The sequence below is a fragment of the Pseudonocardia sp. WMMC193 genome (genome assembly GCF_021728735.1).
GTDB lineage: Bacteria > Actinomycetota > Actinomycetes > Mycobacteriales > Pseudonocardiaceae > Pseudonocardia > Pseudonocardia oroxyli.
The window spans coordinates 4970290-4989862 of sequence record NZ_JAKKDO010000003.1; the positions used below are offsets into that span (position 1 = coordinate 4970290).

21 protein-coding genes are annotated in these 19573 nt (G+C 74.6%); 8 read left to right on the forward strand and 13 right to left on the reverse strand.

What is annotated here, in order from left to right:
* Nucleotides 1–7: 7 nt before the first annotated feature.
* The 5 genes from L3X23_RS25610 to nth form a co-directional block, all read right to left on the reverse strand.
* Nucleotides 8–415: a PaaI family thioesterase gene (locus L3X23_RS25610; RefSeq protein WP_237195190.1), complete on the reverse strand. Its 408-nt coding sequence runs from the start codon at nucleotides 413–415 to the stop codon at nucleotides 8–10.
* Nucleotides 416–489: 74 nt separating this feature from the next.
* Nucleotides 490–1683 (reverse strand): MarP family serine protease, encoded by a 1194-nt coding sequence (locus tag L3X23_RS25615; protein WP_237195202.1) that lies wholly within the window; start codon nucleotides 1681–1683, stop codon nucleotides 490–492.
* A 10-nt stretch (nucleotides 1684–1693) separates the two neighbouring features.
* Nucleotides 1694–2392 carry a CoA pyrophosphatase gene (locus tag L3X23_RS25620; protein WP_237195208.1) on the reverse strand — a complete coding sequence of 233 codons (699 nt, stop codon included), beginning with the start codon at nucleotides 2390–2392 and terminating at the stop codon, nucleotides 1694–1696.
* 109 nt (nucleotides 2393–2501) lie between these two features.
* The gene (locus L3X23_RS25625) at nucleotides 2502–3122 is read right to left on the reverse strand and encodes a TlpA disulfide reductase family protein (RefSeq protein ID WP_237195209.1); all 621 of its coding nucleotides are present in this window, start codon (nucleotides 3120–3122) and stop codon (nucleotides 2502–2504) included.
* Nucleotides 3119–3913, reverse strand: a complete 795-nt coding sequence (gene nth / locus L3X23_RS25630; protein WP_176921372.1) for an endonuclease III — start codon at nucleotides 3911–3913, stop codon at nucleotides 3119–3121. Before nth ends, L3X23_RS25625 begins: the two co-directional genes overlap by 4 nt.
* A 147-nt stretch (nucleotides 3914–4060) precedes the next feature.
* On the opposite strand from nth, the gene L3X23_RS25635 reads away from it, so the two are divergent.
* From L3X23_RS25635 to L3X23_RS25645, 3 genes are all read left to right on the forward strand, one after another.
* Nucleotides 4061–4309, forward strand: a complete 249-nt coding sequence (locus L3X23_RS25635) for a hypothetical protein (RefSeq protein WP_093085532.1) — start codon at nucleotides 4061–4063, stop codon at nucleotides 4307–4309.
* Between the two features lie 183 nt (nucleotides 4310–4492).
* Complete coding sequence (locus L3X23_RS25640; protein WP_093085529.1) at nucleotides 4493–5167, forward strand: Crp/Fnr family transcriptional regulator; 675 nt, start codon at nucleotides 4493–4495, stop codon at nucleotides 5165–5167.
* Between the two features lie 80 nt (nucleotides 5168–5247).
* Nucleotides 5248–6471, forward strand: a complete 1224-nt coding sequence (locus L3X23_RS25645; RefSeq protein WP_237195210.1) for an MFS transporter — start codon at nucleotides 5248–5250, stop codon at nucleotides 6469–6471.
* Here L3X23_RS25645 and L3X23_RS25650 read toward each other — a convergent pair.
* Both L3X23_RS25650 and L3X23_RS25655 read right to left on the reverse strand, forming a co-directional pair.
* Complete coding sequence (locus tag L3X23_RS25650; protein WP_237195212.1) at nucleotides 6436–7212, reverse strand: MBL fold metallo-hydrolase; 777 nt, start codon at nucleotides 7210–7212, stop codon at nucleotides 6436–6438. The genes L3X23_RS25645 and L3X23_RS25650 overlap by 36 nt on opposite strands.
* Entirely contained in the window at nucleotides 7212–8027 is an 816-nt protein-coding gene (locus L3X23_RS25655; protein ID WP_237195214.1) for an NUDIX domain-containing protein, read from the reverse strand. Before L3X23_RS25655 ends, L3X23_RS25650 begins: the two co-directional genes overlap by 1 nt.
* A gap of 66 nt (nucleotides 8028–8093) precedes the next feature.
* On the opposite strand from L3X23_RS25655, the gene L3X23_RS25660 reads away from it, so the two are divergent.
* Complete coding sequence (locus L3X23_RS25660) at nucleotides 8094–8996, forward strand: Gfo/Idh/MocA family protein (RefSeq protein WP_237195215.1); 903 nt, start codon at nucleotides 8094–8096, stop codon at nucleotides 8994–8996.
* 22 nt (nucleotides 8997–9018) lie between these two features.
* Here the strand turns inward: L3X23_RS25660 and L3X23_RS25665 are convergent, their stop codons facing one another.
* The gene (locus L3X23_RS25665; protein WP_237195216.1) at nucleotides 9019–9408 is read right to left on the reverse strand and encodes a hypothetical protein; all 390 of its coding nucleotides are present in this window, start codon (nucleotides 9406–9408) and stop codon (nucleotides 9019–9021) included.
* Between the two features lie 70 nt (nucleotides 9409–9478).
* Between L3X23_RS25665 and L3X23_RS25670 the strand changes: the two genes are divergently transcribed.
* On the forward strand, nucleotides 9479–10027 hold the full coding sequence (locus L3X23_RS25670; RefSeq protein ID WP_237195218.1) for a TetR/AcrR family transcriptional regulator: 549 nt from the start codon (nucleotides 9479–9481) through the stop codon (nucleotides 10025–10027).
* Between the two features lie 16 nt (nucleotides 10028–10043).
* Here the strand turns inward: L3X23_RS25670 and L3X23_RS25675 are convergent, their stop codons facing one another.
* The 4 genes from L3X23_RS25675 to L3X23_RS25690 are packed head-to-tail and all read right to left on the reverse strand — an operon-like array spanning nucleotide 10044 to nucleotide 14187.
* Nucleotides 10044–13001 carry a hypothetical protein gene (locus tag L3X23_RS25675; protein ID WP_237195221.1) on the reverse strand — a complete coding sequence of 986 codons (2958 nt, stop codon included), beginning with the start codon at nucleotides 12999–13001 and terminating at the stop codon, nucleotides 10044–10046.
* 12 nt (nucleotides 13002–13013) lie between these two features.
* Nucleotides 13014–13571 (reverse strand): hypothetical protein, encoded by a 558-nt coding sequence (locus tag L3X23_RS25680; RefSeq protein WP_237195223.1) that lies wholly within the window; start codon nucleotides 13569–13571, stop codon nucleotides 13014–13016.
* A complete protein-coding gene (locus L3X23_RS25685) occupies nucleotides 13571–14032 on the reverse strand; it encodes a RidA family protein (RefSeq protein ID WP_237195225.1) in 462 nt (153 codons plus the stop codon). The genes L3X23_RS25680 and L3X23_RS25685 overlap by 1 nt, the downstream gene beginning before the upstream one ends.
* Entirely contained in the window at nucleotides 14029–14187 is a 159-nt protein-coding gene (locus L3X23_RS25690; RefSeq protein WP_218129868.1) for a DUF4177 domain-containing protein, read from the reverse strand. The genes L3X23_RS25685 and L3X23_RS25690 overlap by 4 nt, the downstream gene beginning before the upstream one ends.
* A 119-nt stretch (nucleotides 14188–14306) precedes the next feature.
* On the opposite strand from L3X23_RS25690, the gene L3X23_RS25695 reads away from it, so the two are divergent.
* Nucleotides 14307–15287, forward strand: coding sequence for an ArsA-related P-loop ATPase (locus L3X23_RS25695; RefSeq protein ID WP_237195233.1), 981 nt, complete (start codon nucleotides 14307–14309; stop codon nucleotides 15285–15287).
* Between the two features lie 4 nt (nucleotides 15288–15291).
* On the forward strand, nucleotides 15292–16401 hold the full coding sequence (locus L3X23_RS25700) for an ArsA family ATPase (protein WP_237198125.1): 1110 nt from the start codon (nucleotides 15292–15294) through the stop codon (nucleotides 16399–16401).
* A gap of 295 nt (nucleotides 16402–16696) precedes the next feature.
* On the opposite strand, the gene L3X23_RS25705 is transcribed toward L3X23_RS25700, so the two are convergent.
* On the reverse strand, nucleotides 16697–17005 hold the full coding sequence (locus tag L3X23_RS25705) for a WhiB family transcriptional regulator (protein WP_281245842.1): 309 nt from the start codon (nucleotides 17003–17005) through the stop codon (nucleotides 16697–16699).
* Between the two features lie 163 nt (nucleotides 17006–17168).
* Here L3X23_RS25705 and L3X23_RS25710 point away from each other — a divergent pair, with 163 nt between their 5' ends.
* Nucleotides 17169–19541: a transglycosylase domain-containing protein gene (locus tag L3X23_RS25710; protein ID WP_237195235.1), complete on the forward strand. Its 2373-nt coding sequence runs from the start codon at nucleotides 17169–17171 to the stop codon at nucleotides 19539–19541.
* The last annotated feature ends 32 nt before the right edge of the window (nucleotides 19542–19573 follow it).

Consider the following 19573-nt stretch of genomic DNA (forward strand, 5'->3'; position numbering starts at 1 on the left):
GTGGACGTCAGGACTTCGGGCGGTGCCGCGCGAGGACGGCCGTGGCCCGGGCGACCAGCAGCTCGCCGACGGACACCTCGCAGGAGGTGAAGACGGTCCGGCTGCCCGCCCGGTCCAGCCTCGGGCGGGCCTCCACCCAGGACCCCATCGGCACCGGCTCCAGGTAGTTCAGCGTCATCGTGACGGTGCTGACCATCGAGCCGTCGCCGAGGGTGAGCCGGGTTCCGCGGGAGACCGCCACGTCGACCAGGGTGGCGAGGAAACCGCCGTGGACGTTGAGGTGGGCGTTCGCGTGTTCCGGCAGCGTGCGCATGCCGAAGACGCCGGTCTCGGGATGGCGGTAGAGCCCGCCGAGGTGCTGGATGAACGCCGAGGTCTCGATCAGCGCGAACCCCGGTGGGACGTCGTCGGCCACGATGCCGACGCTACGTCACGGGAGCGCCATGATCGAGAGCCGCCGGATGTCCGACTCGCGGGGGCCCGGGCCGGTCAGGCGGCGCAGGTGCCGGTGCCGACCGCGCGGGTGGCCGCGGGGGCCTGGGCGAGGGCCTGCGCGACCTGGGGGGCGGTGAGGACGAAGCCGGTCTCGGAGTCGTCCAGCGCCGCGCCGAAGACGACACCGAGGACCTGGCCGTCGGGGGCGATCATCGGACCGCCGGAGTTGCCGGACTGGACCTTGGCGCGCACGGTGTAGACGTCCCGGGTGACGGTGTTCGCGTCGTAGATGTCCGGGCCGCGGAGCTGGATGCGGTCGCGCACCTTGCCCGCGGAGATCGTGTACGGGCCGTCGAGCGGGTAGCCGAGGATGATCGCGTCGTCCCCCGCCCGGGCCGGGGTCTGGGCGAACACCAGCGGCTCGACGTCCAGGTCCGGCACGGCGAGGACCGCGATGTCGACCTCGGGGTCGTAGCTGACCACTCGCGCGTCGAGCTGGCGCACGCCGCGGGAGGTCTCGATCTCGACGGTCGTGTCGTTCGTCCCCGCGACGACGTGCGCGTTCGTCATGACCCGCTGCGGGGCGACCACGAACCCGGTCCCCTCCAGCTGCCGCTGACACGACGGCGCGCGACCGTGGATCTTCAGCACCCGGTCCCGCACCTCGGAGACCACGGGCAGGGTGAGCAGCGCCGGGTCCGGCGGGCCGACCTGCTGGATCGGGGTGGCCTGGAACGGGCTCAACACGTCCGGGAAGCCCGAGCGGTCCAGCAGCGTGCGCAGCTCGGCGGGCAGGCTGCGGGCCTGGTCCGGCATGATCGAGTCGACGCCCTTGAGCACCTCGGAGCCGCGGACGCTCGCCGCGAGCCCCGGGAAGCTCGCCGACGCCAGCGGCAGCGCCACCAGCCAGGCCGCGAGGACGACCGTGACCGCCTGCACGACCGCGCCGAGCGTCGAGTCGACCGTGAGGACGTTCTCGCCGCGGATCCGGTCCCGGATCTTGCGGCCGAAGTACACCCCGATCGTCTCGCCCAGCGCGACCAGCAACACCACGACGACGATGCTCACGATGATCCGTGTGGTCGGCGCGTCGATGCCGTCCACCAGCAGCGGCGCGAGCCGCACGCCCAGGACGGCCCCGCCGAGCACGCCGACGAACGACAGCAGTGCGACCGCGAGGCCGTGTCGCCAGCCGGACACGGCGGCGATCAGGGCCAGGACGACCACCACGACGTCGACCCAGCTCATGTCCCGCCCCTCACGTACCCGCGGCCTCCTGCCCGGTGTGCTGTGACTGTGACCGGGCGGCCGACCAGGCCGCGCCCAGCTCCAGAACGCGCGACTCGTCCCACGGACGAGCCCATCCCGCACGATCCAACAGGGCGGACAATAGGCCCCCGGTGAAGCCCCACACGAGGACCCCCGCCACCAGGAACGCCGGGCCGGTGTGCCCGCTGGGGTGCAGCGTGGTGATCCGGTTCGCGGGGTCGGTCAGCGCCGCGACCGGGATCCGCAGGACCTGCGCGGTCTCCGCCTCGTCGACGGCCCGGACCGGCGTCGGCCGGGCCCAGTGCGCGAGCACGGGGGTGACCACGAAGCCCGACGGCGGGATGAACATCTCCGGCAGCAACGCCAGCGGCACGACGCCCGCCGGGTCCAGCCCGGTCTCCTCCTCGGCCTCGCGCAGCGCGGCACCGATCGGCCCGCTGTCGCCCGGGTCGAGCCGCCCGCCGGGGAAGGCCACCTGACCGGCGTGGTTGCGCAGCGTCGAGGCCCGCTCGACGAGCAGCACCTCCGGTCCCCGGGCGAACGCCATGAGCACGGCCGCGCGCCGGGTCGCCTGCGGCGGGGGGAGCCGGCGGTGGGGGCTGAGCTCACGCGCACCCGCGCCCGCGACCCCCCGCAGCAGCGGCTCCAGGAACGCGGGCACCGCCTCGGGACGCAGGATCTCGCTCATCGCACATCCGCACGACGAACGGCGCGTTCGTTCATACCTGGTGAGCGAGCGGCGCGTTCGCTCATATCCGGTGAGCCAACGCGCCGTTCGCCGGGGAGGGGGTGGGTGCTCATCGGGTCAGAGTCTCCACTGCCGCGGCGACCTCGTCCGCGCTCGTGAACGGGACGGGCGGGTCGACGCGGGCCACCGAGCCGTCCGCGCGCAGGACGTAGCTCGCGGGGATCGCGGGCGGCACCTGCAGCGCGGCGCGGACCGCGCCGTCCGGGTCGGTGACCGACGGCAGCCGCACGCCGAGCTCGGTGAGCAGGCGCAGTGCCGCCGCATCGGTGTCCTGGATGTCCACCAGCACCACCGGGACGGCCCCGGGGCGGGCGGCGTACTCGGCCAGTGCGGGCAGCTCCTCCCGGCAGGGGGCGCACCAGGAGGCCCAGACGTTGATCAGCGCCTGCCCGGATCCCAGGCCGGCAGGCGCGCCGTTCCCCAGGCAGGGCACGCTCAGCCCGGCCAGGGGTCCGGCGGGCGGGGAGTCGGACGGGCAGCTCGGCAGGGCGGCGCGGGCGCGCAGCCCGGTGAGGTCCGCCGCCGCGGTCGGCGCGGGCGCGGCGGGGGTGCTCGGCGCGGGGTCACGCGGCCACAGCAGCGCCACACCGACGACGACCAGGGCCAGCACCACCAGCGTGCTGACCAGTTCCCGGCCGTGACCGCGCAGGGCCGCCCGCGGCCCGCTCACGCCTCGCCCAACCCCGCCAACGCGAGCAGGTGCGGCGCCTCCGGGCCCTTGACCAGCTTCGCCGCGGCCACCGGGTCCTCGGGGCCGAGCCCGAACGAGGGGCAGTCCATCGCCAGCGTGCACGCCCCGCACGCCGGCTTCTTGGCGTGGCAGACCCGGCGCCCGTGGAAGATCACGTAGTGCGACGCCATGGTCCAGTCCTTCTTCGGGATCAGGGCGCCGACCTCGTGCTCGACCTTGACCGGGTCCTCCTCCCGGGTGAGCCCCCAGCGCCGCACGAGCCGCCCGAAGTGGGTGTCGACGGTGATGCCGGGGACGCCGAACGCGTTGCCCAGGATCACGTTCGCGGTCTTGCGGCCGATTCCCGGCAGCGTGACGAGATCGTCGAGGTTCGCGGGGACCTCGCCGCCGTACCGCTCGACCAGCGCCGCGCCGAGGCCCATCAGCGAGTTCGCCTTGTTGCGGTAGAAGCCCGTCTGCCGGACGTACTCCTCCAGCTCGGTGCGGTCCGCCCCCGCGTAGTCCGCCGCGGTGCGGTAGCGGGCGAACAAGGGCGGGGTGATCTCGTTGACCTTCTTGTCGGTCGACTGTGCCGACAGGATCGTGGCGACGGCCAGCTCGAGCGGGGTCGTGAAGTCCAGTTCGCAGTGCGCGTCCGGATAGGCGACGGCGAGGGCCCGCAGGATGCGCCCGACCCGGCGCGCGCGGCCGATGCTGCTCTCCCCGGCGGAGATCCGCGCGGACAGCTTCGCGACCTCGCGGCTCGTGGGGCGCCGGAGTGTGGTGGTCACGCCCGCGAGACTACGTCCGACCACCGACACTCCCGTCGTCGGTACGCAGAGTCACGGGGGATCACTGCAGGTCACCCGTCACGATCGCGACACGCCGGGACCCCGGTGCCGTCGGAGCGAGCCGGGTAGGCCATCATCGTCCCCGATATGACTGCGTGGCTGGCCGTCCTCGTACCGCTTCTGGTGATGTTCTTCGCGCTGGGCATGGAGCGCGTGGAGTCCCGGCTGCGGGAGTCCACCCTGCGCCAGGACGAGCTCGACGAGCTGCTCGAGCGTCCCCGGCCCGACGAGGTCCGGGCGCTGTTCCGCCAGGGCACCGTCCGCGCGTTGGAGCTGTTCAGGCTCCGGAACCGGGGCGGGAAGCGCGGGCCGCGACGGAGTAAGGTGTCCTCGTAGCCCGTTCGGTCTCACACAGGTCGTCCGGGTGGGGGGCTCCAAGGGTCGATGTTCCGGTCCGATTACCCCGATCGGGCACGGTGTTGCTGCAGTGCTCGTCACATCCGGCGGATTGACCCCCTAGACTGGCGCGCCGATGATCCCCGCTGACGCCGCGAGGGATGTGAACGAGGAGCAGGTGTTGTGGACGATGTTCTGATCCGGGCTGGGATCTTCCAGGGTGTGGAGCCGCACGCAGCCGAAGTGCTGGCCCAGGCTCTGGAGCCCGTGGAGTTCCCGCGTGGGCACGTCATCTTCAGTGAGGGCGAGCCGGGTGACCGTCTCTACATCATCGCGAGCGGCAAGGTGAAGATCGGCCGGAAGTCGCCGGACGGTCGCGAGAACCTGCTCATGGTGGCCGGGCCGTCGGACATGTTCGGCGAGCTGTCCATCTTCGACCCGGGCCCGCGCACCTCGTCGGCCACGACGGTGACCGAGGTCCGCGCCTTCTCGATGGATCGCGCCGCGCTGCGCGAGTGGATCGGCAAGCGTCCCGAGATCGCCGAGCAGTTACTGCGCGTGTTGGCGCGCAGGCTGCGCCGGACTAACAACATGCTGGCCGACCTGATCTTCACCGACGTGCCCGGCCGCGTGGCGAAGTCGCTGCTGCAGCTCGCGCGCCAGTTCGGCTCCCAGGAGTCCGGCCTGCTGCGGGTCACCCACGACCTCACCCAGGAGGAGATCGCGCAGCTCGTCGGCGCCTCCCGCGAGACCGTGAACAAGGCGTTGGCGGACTTCGCGCACCGCGGCTGGCTCCGGCTCGAGGGCAAGAGCGTGCTGATCCTGGAGCCCGAGCGCCTGGCGCGCCGCGCCCGGTAGGTCCGGTCCGACCTCGGGTAACCGAGGTCTCCAGGAAAAAAACTGGTACGTGCGTACCAGACTGTGCGATCCTCGTCAGCGTGTCCGTTTCGCTCGCCGACTACCGCTCCGCACTGTCCGTGCCCGGCGCCACGCTGCCCGTGGTCTTCTCCGCGATCGGCAGGCTGCCGATCGCGATGTACAGCTTCGGCACGCTGCTCTACGTGCAGCGTGCCGAGGGCTCGTTCGCCACGGCCGGACTGGTGTCCGCGGGATCCCTGGTCGGCGTCGCGATCGGCACGGTGGCGCAGGGCCGGTTGATGGACCGGCGCGGCCCGTCCGGCGTGCTGCTCGTGGTGTCCACCCTGTTCGCCCTCGCCGCGGCGGCGCTGGTCGCCGGGGTCGAGTGGGGCGCGCCGGTGCCGGTCGTGGTCGGGCTGGCGTTCGCCAGCGGGCTGGTCATGCCGGCGATGCCCGCGGCCACCCGAGCCCTCTGGGAGCGCCTGGTCTCGGGGCGACGGCGCGAGGCCGCGTTGAGCTACGAGGCGATCAGCCTCGAGGTGTTCTTCATCCTCGGGCCCGGGCTCGCCGCCCTCCTGGCGTCCACCCCGTGGCCGGGGACGGGCACCGCGGTCGCGGTGGTCGCGACGGTGATCGGCGCCGTCGGGTTCGCCCTGACGGGCCCCGTGCGGGCCACGCCCGCCATGCGGCCCGCCGTCCGCCCGAGCCTGCTCGGCGCGATCGGGTCTCCCGGGATGCGCACCGCCGCCCTCAGCGGGCTCGGCTTCGGCCTCGTCGTCGGCGCCGTGGAGCTGGGCGTGCCCGCGGTGGCGGGCGGCCACGGCGAGCCGTGGCTCGGCGGCGCCCTGCTGTCGGCCTGGTCGGTCACGTCCGTGATCGTCGGGGTCCTCTACGGCATGCGGCCGTGGCCGCGTGCCCTGCACCTGCGCATGCCGGTCCTGGTCGCGGGCTTCGGCGTGCTCGTGCTGCTCATGTGGGCCACCGCGAGCTCGCTGCCGCTGCTGGTCGTCGCGATGCTGCTGGCGGGCGGCCTGATCACCCCGCAGACGACCGGACAGTCCCTGGTGGTCGACGTCGTCGCCCCGCCGGGCACCCAGACGGAGGCCTTCGGCTGGGTCGTCACCGCGATCACGGTCGGCGCGGCCGTGGGCCAGTCCGTCGCGGGCACCGTGGTGGAGGCGTGGGGCGCCTCCGGTGCGTTCGCCGTCGGCGGGGTCGCCGGTGTGCTGGTCGGCGTGGTGTTGTGGCTGCGCCGCCGCACGATCGAGTCACCCGCGGATGTAGTCCAGCTGAGCCTTCACTGACAGCTCCGCGGCGTCCCACAGCGCCTGGTCGACGTCCGCGTACACCGTCTCGACGACCTGGCGCGGCGTCGCGTCCGCGGGCAGGGTCTGCAGCGCGGCGCGGACCTGCTCCAGCCGCTGCCCGCGGTGGGTGCGGTAGTGCTTCGCGATCTCCGCGGCGTCCGGTAGCTCGGGGCCGTGGCCGGTGAGGCACAGCGTCCCCGGCGGCAGGTCGGCGTACCAGTCCAGGCTCGACAGGTACGGGGCGAGCGCGCCGTCCGGATGCGCGATCACGGTGGTGCCGTGGCCGAGGATCATGTCGCCCGCCAGCAGCGGCGGCGGGCCCTCGCCGGGGCCGTGGACCAGGAACGACGTCGAGTCCGTGGTGTGGCCGGGCGTGGCGACGACGTGGAACTCCAACCCGGCCGCGGCGACCACCTCGCCGTCTCGCAGGGTCTCCGACCCGACGCTCGGGTCGAGCGCGTGCACCGGTGCGCCGGTGAGGGTGGCGAGCTTGCGGGCCGACCCGCAGTGGTCGTGGTGGCGGTGGGTGATCAGGATCCGCGCGACGGGGCCCTGCGCGGCGACCCGCTGCAGGTGCTCCTCGTCCTGCTCCTCGCCCGGGTCGACGATCACGCACTCGCGCTCGCCCGGCGCCCGCAGGACCCAGGTGTTGGTGCCCTCCAGGGTCATCGGCCCGGGATTGTGCTCCAGGAGCACCGAGACGACGGGGGAGACCTCGCGGAGGCGGCCGTACTCCATCAGGACGCCACGGGAGGCGTGAACGGGTGCTCCGACCCGTCCGGGAGGATGACCACGCTGCCGGATCCGTCCCGGCGGAACCGGGGGTGCACCGGGGTCAGGTCGCGGTCGGCACAGGCCGCCAAGGCCTCGGCCGTGGTCGAGAACGCGCTCAGGTCCCGCAGCGAGAGCAGCGTGGGCGGCATCAGCATCAGCTCGCCCGCCTCGCAGGCGGCGAGCGCGGCGCCGGGGTGCCACCAGCCGGCGTCGACCGCCTCGGTCGTGTGCGCGTCCGCCTCCTGGCCCGCGGGCAGCGCGGCGACGAAGAAGTGCGTGTCGTAGCGGCGGCTCTCCTCGGGCGGGGTGATCCAGTGTGCCCACGGGTGCAGCAGATCCGCCCGCAGCACGTACCCGGAGTCGACGAGGATCTCGCTCAGGGTCGTGGTGTGCTGGGTCAGGTGCTTGCGCCACAACGGGGCCTGCGAGGTCAGCGAACCGGGCGGGCCGCCGGGCGGGCCCGCCAGCAGCACGCCGCACTCCTCGAACACCTCGCGGACCGCCGCGGACACGGCCTGGCCCGCGACGTCCGGGTCGATGCCGAACAGGTCGGCCCACGCCTGCGCGTCCGGCCCGGCCCAGCGCTCGGGGTCCGGGACGTCCGTCGGGTCGACGCCGCCGCCGGGGAACACGGTCATGCCCCCCGCGAAGGCCATCTGCTTCACCCGCCGCTGGAGGAAGACCTGCAGCGGCGGCACCCCGGCGGGCGGGTCCGGCTCGTCCCGGAGCAGCAGCACGGTCGCGGCCGCCTTGATCGGCGTGTCCCCATCGACGCTCACCCGTCGGACACTACGGCCTCGCGCCCGTGGTCGTGACAGTGAAGAACGCCACGGCAGGATGGCCGCATGCGCATCGGACTGATCGGTGCGGGTCCCTGGGCCCGCAGCGTGCACGCCCCGGCCCTGGCCGCCCACCCGGACGTGGACTTCGCCGGGGTCTGGACCCGGCGTCCCGAGCCGGGGGCCGAGCTGGCGGCCGAGCACGGCACCGCGTTCGAGCCGGACCTCGCCGCGCTGCTCGCGGGCGTGGACGCCGTGGCGTTCGCCGTGCCGCCCGCGGTGCAGGGTTCCCTCGCGGTCCGGGCCGCGGAGGCCGGGCGGCACCTGATCCTCGACAAGCCGCTGGCGGACTCCGTGCCTGCGGCGGAACGGGCCGCGGCGGCGATCGCGGCGGCAGGCGTCGTCTCGACGACCATGTTCACCCTCCGCTTCCACCCGCCGGTCCGCGAGTTCCTGGCCGGGTTCACCGGCCCCGCGGACGTCTCGACGAGCGGGAGCGCCCGCTGGCTGTCGGGGGCACTGCTGGGCGGGCCCTACGCCGGGTCGGCCTGGCGGGCCGAGCGCGGCGCGCTGCTCGACATCGGGCCGCACCTGGTCGACCTGCTCGACGCGGCGCTGGGCGAGGTGGTCGGCGTGGACTTCGCGCACCGCGGCGAGCCGGACCTCTGGCGGTTCGGGCTGCGCCACGCGGGCGGCGCCACCAGCACGTACGTCCTGTCGCTTGCGATGCCGGTGGACCCCACCGAGATGGAGGTGACGGCCTACGGCTCCGCCGGGCGGCACCGGGTGACCGACCGCCCCGCGGACGCCGCCGTGGCCTACGGCGTGCTGCTCGACGAGTTCCTCGCGGACGTCTCCGCCGGACGCACCGACGGCCCGCAGTCGGCCGCGCGCAGCCTGCACCTGCAGAAGGTGCTCGCGCAGGTCGAGGCGCTGGTCTCGGAGGCGGCGGAGGAACCGCGGCCGTAGCGAGCGGCGCGCAGCGGGTCTCCTAGACGCGTGCGGCGCGCAGCACGCCGGGAACCAACGCGCGGTGGCCGCGGGACAGCACGGCACCCCAGAGCACCCGCGCGACGGGCCGGTCGTACTGGACGCGGGTGGTCAGGGCGATCTCGTGGTCGTCGGCGGTGACCTGCAGGGTCACCGTCATCCACCTGCTGTTCGTGAGGAGCAGGACGGACTCGGGGGACCGCTCGACGACCGGCCAGCCCGCGATCGTGTCGGGTCCCGCGTGCAGGCGCAGGCCGAGCAGGACCTGCCAGAGGAACCGCTCGCCCGGCGACGGGCGGGCACCGAACAGGGCGCGCGCCCACCGGTCGGCCGGGGCGGACGTGGCGACGCGATGGCGGAAGTGGTCCTGGTAGTCGGTCCGGGTGAGCATGGCCGCCTCCTATACGGTGCCGTATAGATCGGCACTATACGGTGGCGTACAACAGGAGGGAAGGACGGCGATGGGCGTCGCGCGGACACCGCGGGAGAGCTGGGTCGAGGCCGGGCTGCGCGCGTTGGCGGACGGCGGGCCGGAGGCCGTGCGCGTCGAGGCGCTGGCCAAGGCGCTCGGCGTGACCAAGGGCGGGTTCTACGGCTACTTCGCGGACCGGGAGGCCCTGCTCACCGCGATGCTCGACGCGTGGGAGCGCGAGGCGGTCGACAGCGTCCTCGCCCGGGTCGAGGCCGAGGGCGGCGACCCGCGGACGACGGCCCACCGCGCCGGGATGCTCACGTTCTCCGGCGAGCGCCTGCTGCCGATCGACCTGGCGGTGCGGGACTGGGCGCGGCGCGACCCGCAGGTGGCCGCCCGGCTGCGACGGGTGGACAACCGGCGGATGGGGCTCCTCCGCGAGACCCTCCACACCGTCTGCACCGACCCCGACGAGGTCGAGGCCCGCAGCCTGCTCGCCTTCTGCGCCGCGATCGGCGCCCACTTCCTCGCCGCCGACCACCCGGGGCGGACCCGGGACGAGGTGCTGGCCCGGGCCGCCGACCTGCTGTGGTCCTAGGGGACCTGGTGCGGACCTAGTTCTCCGAGCCGTTGCGGCGGCGCTCGGGCTGCTCCTCGCGCACCGCGAGCTCCTGGTGCAGCCTGCGTAGCAGCTCCTGCTCCCGGCTCGACAGCGAGGCCAGGGAGTCGGGGCTGGGCGAGTCGAACGCGCGGGACATGCCCGTCTCCCCGCCGTCCGCCCCGTTCTCGGGTGTCGGGGCGTGCCCGTTCCCGGAGCGGTCCGGCCGACCCTCGTCCGGGTTGCCCGGCCGGGGGCCGGTGCCGAAGGGTCCGTCCGCCCGTGCGGGCGGCACCTCACCGGGGCCGAAGAGGCCGCCGGGGCCGTCCGACCCCGCCGCGCGGCGCACCCGCGGGATCGTCCGCGGGACCGGGCGGGGTGGGGGGAGCCCGTCGTCACCGACGGCGACCTCGCCCGCGAAACCCCACGGGTCGGCGTCCTCGGGGCGGTGCCGCGCCCGGCGACGTCCGCCCGGCAGCGCCTGGATGGTCGGACGCCCGTCGACGGCTGCCCGACGACCGGTGGGCGCGTCGTCGGCAGCGACGCTGGGGTCGTCGTCGGTGTCCGCGGTCCCGGTGTCGGCCGCGTGCTCGGGGTGCTCGGCGGTCTCGGGGGTCCCGCTGTTCTCGGCGACCTCGGTGTCGGCCGGGTCCCGCTCGGCGTCCGCGGGCCGTTCGTCCGGTCCGGCTGTCGGATCGGTGGCGACGAGGGCGGTGCCCTCGCCGCCCGCCTCGGTCTCCGCGGGGTCGCGGTCCTCGAGATCGAGGTCGGCCGTGTGGTGGGCGTCCGCGGGCTCGCGGCGCGCCGGCTGGAGGCCACCGGGCTCGGGGGCCTCGGTGGAGTGGTCGGCGCCGGGCGAGACGTCCGCCGGGGGTTCGTCGCGCGCAGGCTCGTCGGTCTCGTAGCCGGAGATCTCGTGGTCGGAGATCTCGTCGTCGGCGGGCGCCGGCTCGCTGTCCGGCCGGACCGGGCCGGTGACCTCCCGGGATCCGGCGGGGCTCGCCGCACCGTCCTCCGGGGTCGCCCGGCGGGTCGGCATCGCCCAGGCACCCGACGCCCAGTCCTGCGTCCACGACCGTTCCGGGTCGCGGACCGTCGGCTGCTCGCCGGGCGTCTCGGCCGCCGCGGGGTCGACGTCCACCGAGGCGGGGCCCGGTTCCGCGGGCGGGGACGGGGCCGCGAAGCGCGACAGGTCCGAGGGCGCGCCGAGGTCGGGACCCGGCTGCGGCGTCTCGAGGGGGCCGGTGTCGGCCCGGTCGAGCTGGGCGTCGAGCAGGGGCTCGCGCAGCGGGCCGCTCAACGGATCGTGCATGGACGCCAGCAGCGGCGGGTCCCGATCCTCGGGCGAGGCCGTGACCGGCCAGGGGCGCATCGGGGTGGGCTCGGCGTCGGAGGGGACGACCGGGGTCGGCCGGGTGACGGGTGCAGGCCGCGGCCCGCGCGACACCTCCTGACCCGGCACCGGCGGGACCACGCTCAGCGACGGACCCGACCGGCGGGACCGCTCCGTGCCGTACGGCGCCGTGGGCGGCTCCGCCGGGCCCGGCGACGCGGCCCCGGTCTCGGGCAGCCGCGACTCGGTGCGGGCGACCGGCGAGGGCCGCGGCACCGGACGGAGGGGACGGGACTCGACGGACTCGCCCGGAGCGACCGGCGGGCGGGGGCCGCGCTCGCCGTCGACGAGTGGGACCGGCGCCTGGGCCTCGGCGCCGGAGGCCTGGGGCCCGGCGGCGTGCGCGCCCGGGGCCGGAGGTCCGGCGACGGGGCCGCCCGGGGCCGGGGACCCGCCGAGGTGACCGCCGGGCGCGGGGGCCCGGTGATCCGGAGCAGCGGCGTGCTGGTCCACACCCTGCTGGTCCACGCCGTGCTGGTCCACGCCGTGCTGATCCAGCCCGTGCTGGTCGACCCCGTGCTGATTCACACCGTGCTGATTCACACCGCGCCGGTCCACACCCGACCCGGCGAGGCCGTCGGGCTGCGGGAACCCGGGCCTGGGCGGCAGCGCCGCACCGCCCGGGCCGGCCGCGTCCGGGCCGCCGAACTCGGGCCCACCCGCGTTGCCGGGCACGCCGACCAGCGGCACGAGTCCGTTCTCGCCACCCGCGGCCGGCGGCCCGGCGGGTGTCGTGCTGAAGGTGGGCGGGTGCGTCAGCAGGCCGCCGAAAGACGGGGAGTCGGGCTCGTGGGGCCGCCCGCGGTGGGCTCCGGGCGCCTCGCCGGGCGCGGGCGCACCCGGGGTCACGACGGACTGGGCCGCGACGGACTGGGCCGGGGCCGCCGCGACGACCGGGCCGGTCGGGGGCGCATCCACCAGCGCCTCCGCAGGCGCGGTCGGCGGCGTGGACGTCGGTGCGATCGTCGGTGCGGTGGGCGGCGCGGTGGGCGGCTGCTCCACGGGCGCCGGCCCGCTGTCGCGCGGCACCGGGCTCGGCCGCTGCACGCCCGTCGCGGCCAGCGCCGCGCGCTGGTAGGCGGGCAGCTCGTCGGCCGGCGTGTACGCCTCCACCGACGCCGGGAACCCGGCCCGCGCCAGGTGCGCCCCCAACCGGTAGGACACGACCTCGGGCGCGTAGGACCCCTCGCCCAGCTCCACCAGCACCACGGGGTGCGGCACCGGCCCGGGCGCGCCCCCCGCCGGCGTGTTCCGCCAGGTCACCAGGGCCGTCGAGCCTGCGGGTGCGGCGGCGGCGACCAGCTCCGGCAGCCGCGTCTGCGGCCCGGGTCCGAAGACGTGGACCCGGCCCTCGCCCTCCGGGGCGAGTTCCGTGGCGTCCACGTCGAGGCCCGCGGCGAGCTCCACCACCTGCGCCCGCACGTCTGCGGGCAGCGGGGTGCGGTCGGCGATCAGCGTCGCGACCAGGATCTCCAGCGCCTGCGGCTCCTCGCCCACGGCGACGAGCTCGCGCGCGGTGGCGAGCAGGTCGTCGTCGACCCGGCCTGCGAGGGACAGCAGCAGTGAGTGGGTGTGGGCCATCGCGGGCCCTCCTCAGTTCGTGGGGACCGGCACGCCGGATCGCGCCGGGGCCGTCCACACCGGACGGGACCCGACGATGGCGGCCTGGTGGTAGGCGGGCGGCTCGAGGTCCGTGGGGAGCACCTCGACGCAGGGGGTGCGGTCGCCGTGCACGCGCAGCAGCCGCTGCAGGGTGCCGGTCAGCTCCCAGGCGCGGTCCGCGCCGGTCACGACCAGGACCCGCTGGGTACCGCGTCGCGCGTCCCGCAGCTCCTCGGCGCGCCCGGCGACGACCGCCATCGCCGTCAGCACGGCGAGATCGGGGATCTCGGGGCCCGCGGTGAACGAGGGGGCGGGCGGCTCGACCCCCGGGAGCACGGCGTCCACCAGCCGCGACGAGCTGGTCGCGCCCAGCAGCTCGCGCTCGTGGTCGGTCACGCCGATCCGGTTGCGCAGCAGGGCCCGCGGCAGCAGCGACCCGACCGGCCCCGCGGCACCCGCCGCCAGCCAGTCCCGGAGCCGCCACGACACGTCGTCCGGCAGCCGACCGGCCAGCCGGAGGAGCAGTTCGTGTGCCGCCGCGGTGTCCACTAGGACCCGACCTCGACGATCAGCTCGACCTCGACGGGGGCGTCGATCGGCAGCTCCGCCACGCCCACCGCGGAGCGGGCGTGCCGGCCCGCGTCCCCGAAGACCTCGGCCAACAGGTTCGACGCACCGTTGACCACGCCGGGCTGACCGCCGAACCCGGGCGCGGAGGCCACGAACCCGACGACCTTGACGACGCCCTTGACGTTGTCGATCCCCACCAGCGCATCGATCGCCGCCAGCGCGTTGAGCGCGCAGATCCGGGCGAGCTCCGCGGCCTCCTCGGCGGTCACGTCCGCGCCGACCTTGCCGGTCTGCGGGAGCTTCCCGTCGACGAACGGCACCTGGCCCGCCGTGAACACCAGCGACCCGGTGGCCTTCGCCGGGATGTAGGACCCGGCGGGCGCCGCGACGGCGGGCAGGGTGAGGCCCAGCTCGGCCAGGCGCTGCGAGGGGGTGGTCACGACTGCACCGGCCGCTTGAAGAAGGCGATCAGGTTCTCGGGCGTGGCGCCGGGGACGACCGAGACCAGCTCCCAGCCGTCGCGGCCGAAGTTGTCCAGGATCGCCTTGGTGTTGTGGATCAGCAGGGGGGCGTTCAGGTACTCCCACCTGACCAGGTCGCTCATGCGTCGCACAGTAACCGGGGCCCGTCACCCGGTACGGGGTCGGTGGGCGGGATGTGCGGCGAGTGGCCGCCTGCGCGCGGTCGGCCGGGGCGGCGCCTACGCTTCGTCTCGTGAGTGCTCCCGCTGATCCGTGGGCGGCTCGTCTGCACGTGGTCTCCGGCAAGGGCGGCACCGGCAAGACGACGGTCGCCGCCGCGCTCGCCCTGGCGCTCGCCTCGAACGGCAGGCGCACCCTGCTCGTCGAGGTGGAGGGCCGCCAGGGCATCGCCCAGGTGTTCGACACCGCGCCCCTGCCCTACGAGGAGCGCCGGATCGCCGTCGCGCCCGGGGGCGGCGAGGTCCGCGCGTTGGCCGTGGACGCCGAGGCCGCGCTGCTGGAGTACTTCGAGATGTTCTACAAGCTCGGCATGGCGGGCCGGACGCTGAAGCGGATGGGTGCGGTCGAGTTCGCCACCACGCTCGCGCCCGGCCTGCGGGACGTGCTGCTCACCGGCAAGGTGAAGGAGTGCGTGGCGCGCACGGAGAACGGCAGGCCGGTGTACGACGCCGTGGTGCTCGACGCGCCACCCACCGGCAGGCTGGTCACGTTCCTGGACGTCACCAAGGCGATGGCCGAGCTCGCGCGCACCGGCCCGATCCACAGCCAGGCCGAGGGGGTGGTCGCGCTGCTGCACTCGCCGCGCACCGCCGTCCACCTGGTGACGCTGCTGGAGGACCTGCCCGTCACCGAGACGCTCGACGCCATCCGCGAGCTGCGCGCCGCGAACCTGCCGGTCGGCTCGGTGATCGTGAACCGGGTGCGGGAGCAGTGGCTGCCGGACCGGTCCGTGGCCTCGGCGGCCAGCGGCCGGGTGGACGCGGGCCGGATCCGGACCGGGCTGGTCGCCGCCGGGCTGGACCTCACCGACGAGGTGCTCGACGGGCTGGTGGCCGAGACCGTCGAGCACGCCGTGCGGGTGGCCGCGGAGACGGCGGCGGGCGAGCGGCTCGCCGCGCAGGCGGACGTCCCGCGGGTGGAGCTGCCCCAGCTCCTCGCCGGGGTGGACCTGGGCGGGCTCTACGAGCTGGCGGAGCTGATCACGCGTGATTGACGAGATGCTCGACGACCCGGCGATCCGCATCGTCGTCTGCTGCGGGTCGGGCGGGGTGGGCAAGACCACCACCTCGGCGGCGCTGGCGCTGCGGGCCGCCGAGCGCGGACGCCGGGTGGTCGTGCTGACCATCGACCCCGCCCGTCGGCTGGCCCAGGCGCTGGGGCTCGACGAGCTGTCCAACGAACCCGCCTCGGCCGCGGGCTCGCTCGACGCGATGATGCTGGACATGCGCCGCACCTTCGACGAGATGGTGCAGGCGCACAGCACCCCCGAACGGGCCGCGAAGATCATCGCGAACCCCTTCTACCAGACCGTCTCCAGCTCGTTCTCCGGAACGCAGGAGTACATGGCGATGGAGAAGCTGGGGCAGCTGCACGCGCGCGGCGAGTGGGACCTGATCGTCGTCGACACCCCGCCGTCCCGCTCCGCGCTGGACTTCCTCGACGCCCCCCAGCGGATGTCCCGCTTCCTCGACGGACGCATGATCCGGCTGCTGTCCGCGCCCGCGCGGGCGGGCGGCAAGGGGCTGCGCAAGGTCGTCGGCGCCGGCTTCGGCCTGTTCACCAAGGCGGTCTCGACGATCGTCGGCGGCCAGCTGCTCACGGACGCGTCGGCGTTCGTCGCGGCCTTCGACACCATGTTCGGCGGCTTCCGCGAGCGGGCGACGAAGACCTACGAGCTGTTGCAGTCGGACGGGACGGCGTTCCTCGTGGTCGCGGCCCCCGAACCGGATGCCCTGCGCGAGGCCGCCTACTTCGTGGACCGGCTCGGCAGCGAGGGGATGCCGCTGGCCGGGCTGGTGCTCAACCGCACCCACCCGGTCCTCGCGCCGCTGTCGGCGGCGCGCGCCCGGACGGCGGCGGAGAACGCGGGGTCCTCGCGGCTCGCGAGCGCCGTGTTGCGGCTGCACGCGGACCGGGTCGACCTCGCCGACCGGGAGGAGCGGCTGCTCGCCCGGTTCACGGGCGCCCACCCGTCCGTCCCGGTGGTGCGGGTGCCCGCGGTGGCGGGCGACATCGCCGACCTGGACGGCCTGCGCACCGTCGGCGAGCGGTTGGCGGTCCAGGACCCGCCCGCGTCATCGGCGGGATCCGTCCGCTCCCTCCGCTGAGGGTCTCGCCGGGACCGGGACGAGCTCGGCGTGGCGGGCCTCGTTGACGTCGATGCCGCAGCACGGGCAGCGCCGGCCCAGGGCCGCGAAGTCGGCGCTGAAGTCGGGGACGATGACGATGGCGGTGCATCCGGGGCAGCAGATCGGGGTGAACATCGCGGGCCTCCTGTGTGGTCTGGGTCACTGATGGGGAGACCGGGAGTCGGTCCCTGATTCATCGGTGCCAGGAGAAGGGTCCCGCCGGGCGGCCCCGGGCACATGGGTGACGCCCACTCATCTCTCGCGGGCGATCTACTCACCCGGCCGCGCGCCCCTCGTTCTCGTAGAAGGCCTGCCGGGCCGCGCCCAGCAGGTCCGCCCAGCTCTCGACGTCCGGGCGGGAGCGCAGCAGCGCCCGGCGCTCCCGCTCGGTGGTGCCGCCCCAGATCCCGAACTCGACGCCCTCGTCGAGCGCGTGGGCCAGGCACTCGGTGCGGACGGGGCAGGCGCGGCAGAAACCCCGCGCGTCCCGCTGCTGTGCGCCACGCACGAACAACCCCTCGGCGTCGGTCGTGCGGCAGCGGGCCGCGACACGCCAGTTCCAGCTGGTCAGGGCGGTGGTCACCGGTCGTCTCCTCGGCACGGCGGGCCGGGGGCGGCCCGCGTTCGGCATCTGAGACGGATTCTGCGAGCGTCCGGTTCCCGCCGACAGCACGCAGAACTACTCAACTTGCGACACCGCCGACGAACCACCCGAGCTTCACGTTCGGGTCGGTACCCTCCCCTCTGTGGCTCCTCCGCGTCGTCTCGCTCGGCCGATCGCCCTACTCCTCGGCCTGTGCGTGCTCGCCGGAGTGGTCACGGCGGGAATGGCGTTCCCCTTCGCGGCCGGGGTCGGGCTGATCAGCAACGACGCGGGCGACAGCGTGAACTCCACGTCGAGCAGCCTCGTCGAGGGCGGCCTGCCGCTGACCACCACGCTCACCGACAACCAGGGCCTGCCGATCGCCTGGATCTTCGACCAGAACCGGCAGCAGGTGGGCGCCGGGCAGATCTCGGAGGCGATGAAGGGCGCGATGGTCGCCATCGAGGACCGTCGCTTCTACGAGCACCAGGGCGTGGACTGGCAGGGCACGATCCGTGCGGTCATCGCGAACTCGGCGTCCGGTGACGTCGTGCAGGGCGCGTCGACGCTGACCCAGCAGTACGTCAAGAACTACACCCTCTACGTCGAGGCCAAGACCGACGCGGAGCGGCTCAAGGCCACCGAGCAGACCCCGGCCCGCAAGCTGCGCGAGGCCCGCGTCGCGCTGCAGCTCGAGCGTCAGCTGCCGAAGGACGAGATCCTCGCGCGCTACCTCAACATCGTCTTCTGGGGCAACGGCGCGTACGGCATCGAGAGCGCGGCCCGCACCTACTTCGGGGTGCAGGCCAAGGACCTCACCGTCGCGCAGTCCGCGCTGCTCGCGGGCATGGTCCGGAACATCTCCGCGACCGACCCGGTCACCAACCCGCAGGCCGCGCTCGACCGGCGCAACCTCGTCATCAGCCAGATGTTCGAGCAGCGCATGATCAACGAGCAGCAGGCCCGGGCCGCGATCGCGGAGCCGCTGGGCGTCGCGTCGCCGCTCAACACCCGGCCGAACGGCTGCATCGGGGCGGGGGACGCCGGGTTCTTCTGCAAGTACGTGTCCACCTACCTGGCCGAGCACGGCTTCAGCCAGGAGCAGGTGGCGCGCGGCGGCTACACCATCAAGACGACCCTGGACCGCCAGAAGCTGACGTTGATGAAGGCCTCGCTCGACGGCGAGGTCCCCCCGACCCAGCCGAACGTCGCCAACGTGATGTCGCTGGTCGAGCCCGGTCGGGAGAAGCACCGCGTGCTCGCCATGGCGTCGAGCCGCACCTACGGGCTGAACGCGGAGGCCCTCGAGACGAGCTACGGACTGCCCTACGAGCCGGTCAACCTCGGCGCCGGCTCCACGTACAAGATCTTCACGGCGGCGACGGCCATGGAGAAGGGGCTGGGCATCAACTACCAGATGTCCGTGCCGCCGTCGGGCTACGCGTCGCCGATCTACCTCGACGGCGGCGGCCGCCCGATCCCCGTCCAGAACGCGGGCACCTACGCGGAGCGGATGAGCCTGCAGGACGCGCTCGCCACCTCCCCGAACACCGCCTTCATCAAGCTCGAGGAGTTCACCGGCGTGCCGGACGTCGTGGACATGGCCGTCCGCCTCGGGATGAAGTCCCTGGCCACGACCCCGTTCGTCGACCCGGGCACCGGGCGGCGCACGGACAAGTCGATCGCGCAGGTCACCAAGGAGCAGCGGCAGGCGTCGTTCACCCTGGGCGTCTCGCCGACGTCCGTGCTCGAGCTGGCGAACGTCGGGGCGACCATCGCCAGCTCCGGCGTGTGGTGCCCGCCGAGCCCCATCGAGTCGATCACCGACGCCGCCGGGCAGCCGGTCGCGATCACCGACGCCCCCTGCGAGCAGGTCGTGGAGCCGGGCCTGGCGAACACCCTGTTCCACGGGCTGTCCAAGGACGACATCTCGGGAACCTCGGCGAGCGCGGCCCGCCAGGTCGGGTGGAACCGGCCGATGGGCGGCAAGACGGGGACGACCCAGCAGCACAAGTCGGCGGCCTTCGTCGGGTTCCTGCCGAACCTGTCCGGCGCCGTGATCACCTTCGACAACTCGAACTCGCCGCGCGAGCTGTGCGACGGCGCGGGCGCCCCCTTCGCCTGCCGCAGCGGCAACATCTTCGGCGGCAAGACCCCCGCCGAGACCTGGTACGGCGCCGTCACCCCGATGGTCGAGGGCACGCCTGTGCTGCCGCTGCCGCCCGCCGAGGACCGGTACCTGACCGGCGGCGCCGAGACCCGGGTGCCGGACGTCGTGGGCCGCGGCGAGAACGACGCCCGCGCCGTCCTGCAGCGGGCCGGCTGGCAGGTGGGCAGCCGCACCGTGGACAACAACGCCCCCGCGGGCACGGTCGTGGGGCAGAGCCCGCGCGGCACCGCCCTGCCCGGTGAGCAGATCGTGCTGCAGGTCAGCAGCGGCACCGTCCCGCCCGCGCCCGCGCCACCCGGTGAAGGCGCCCCGCCGGAGGGCGGCGAGGGCGCCCCGCCGCCGGGTGAGGGCGGGGACGAGGGCTGATCCCCGCCCCGCGGGCGGGGATCCGAGTGCGG

Excerpts from the sequence above, each read along its gene's own strand:
- L3X23_RS25615 (WP_237195202.1), bottom strand. The coding sequence starts at position 1,683 with ATGAGCTGGGTCGACGTCGTGGTGGTCGTCCTGGCCCTGATCGCCGCC.
- L3X23_RS25620 (WP_237195208.1), bottom strand. The coding sequence starts at position 2,392 with ATGAGCGAGATCCTGCGTCCCGAGGCGGTGCCCGCGTTCCTGGAGCCG.
- L3X23_RS25635 (WP_093085532.1), top strand. The coding sequence starts at position 4,061 with ATGACTGCGTGGCTGGCCGTCCTCGTACCGCTTCTGGTGATGTTCTTC.
- L3X23_RS25650 (WP_237195212.1), bottom strand. The coding sequence starts at position 7,212 with ATGGAGTACGGCCGCCTCCGCGAGGTCTCCCCCGTCGTCTCGGTGCTC.
- L3X23_RS25660 (WP_237195215.1), top strand. The coding sequence starts at position 8,094 with ATGCGCATCGGACTGATCGGTGCGGGTCCCTGGGCCCGCAGCGTGCAC.
- L3X23_RS25665 (WP_237195216.1), bottom strand. The coding sequence starts at position 9,408 with ATGCTCACCCGGACCGACTACCAGGACCACTTCCGCCATCGCGTCGCC.
- L3X23_RS25670 (WP_237195218.1), top strand. The coding sequence starts at position 9,479 with ATGGGCGTCGCGCGGACACCGCGGGAGAGCTGGGTCGAGGCCGGGCTG.
- L3X23_RS25675 (WP_237195221.1), bottom strand. The coding sequence starts at position 13,001 with ATGGCCCACACCCACTCACTGCTGCTGTCCCTCGCAGGCCGGGTCGAC.
- L3X23_RS25700 (WP_237198125.1), top strand. The coding sequence starts at position 15,292 with ATGCTCGACGACCCGGCGATCCGCATCGTCGTCTGCTGCGGGTCGGGC.